This window comes from Burkholderia sp. Ac-20379, assembly GCF_017104645.1.
Classification (GTDB): Bacteria; Pseudomonadota; Gammaproteobacteria; order Burkholderiales; family Burkholderiaceae; genus Burkholderia.
Genome location: NZ_JAAGPF010000746.1, coordinates 1 through 1,064, shown reverse-complemented (window position 1 = coordinate 1,064; position 1,064 = coordinate 1). Strand labels below are relative to the sequence as shown.

Below are 1,064 nucleotides of genomic sequence, written 5' to 3'. Positions count from 1 at the left end.
GCTCGCCGACGCGTCGCGGGTACGTTCGTAAACCGTCTGGCCGCGCAGCCGGAACGCCTGCGTCACGTACGAGAAGTTCTCCGAATGGCCCGCGAACAGCAGGCCGCCCGGCTTCAGCAGCGGCTCGAAGCGGGTCAGCACCTGCCCCTGCGTCGGCTTGTCGAAGTAGATCATCACGTTGCGGCAGAAGATCGCGTCGAACGTCTGGCCGATGCCGTAATCGGCGTCGGTCAGGTTCAGCGGTTCGAAGCGGATCATCTGTTTCAGCTCGGGCCGCACCTTCACGCGCCCCGCCTGCGGGCCGGTGCCCTTCAGGAAGAAGCGCCGCAGCCGTTCCTGCGACAGGTGCTTGACCTGGTCGAACGTGTAGATGCCGGCGCGCGCCTTCTCGAGCACCTGGGTGTCGAGATCGGTCGCGAGGATCGTGGCCGAGCGCGCGGCCGACGGCCCCAGCGCCTCGAGCAGCGTGATCGCGAGCGAATACGGCTCCTCGCCGGTCGAGGCCGCCGAGCACCAGACGGTGACGGGCGACGGCCGTGTCTTGGCGAACTCGGCCAGGATCGGAAAGTGATGCGCCTCGCGGAAGAACGCGGTCAGGTTGGTGGTCAGCGAATTGGTGAACGCTTCCCACTCGGCCGGATCGTTGTCGCGTTCGAGACGATCGAGGTAATCGCGAAAGCTGTCGAGGCCGAGCGCGCGCAAGCGGCGCGCCAGGCGGCTGTAGGCCATGTCGCGCTTGTGCTCGGACAGCGAAATGCCGGCCCGGCGATGGATCAGCGCGCGAATCCGCGCGAAATCCTCGCCGGTGAAGGCGAAATCGCGGCCGGCCTCCGACACGCGCGGCGGCGGCGCGGCGGGCAGATCGAGACGGGGCGCAGGGCGGGCGTTCATGGCTGGGCCGGGATCAGAAGGTTTCCCAATCGTCGTCGGAACCGGCAGCCACGGCGGCCGGCTTCGGCTCGCCCGACAACGCCGGGCGCTTCAGCGCGCCGCCGCTGTCGGCCGCGGCCGATTTCGCGACGCGCGGCGCATAGCCGCCCTTCGCGGCGGCCGGGGATGGGAAA

Annotated in this window: 1 protein-coding gene; it reads right to left on the bottom strand. The window is 69.2% G+C overall.

Annotated features, from left to right (window positions below):
* Positions 1 to 891: CheR family methyltransferase (locus tag G3N92_RS34380; protein WP_206131917.1), on the bottom strand; the 891-nt coding region annotated here is incomplete at its 3' end.
* Positions 892 to 1,064 lie beyond the last annotated feature (173 nt).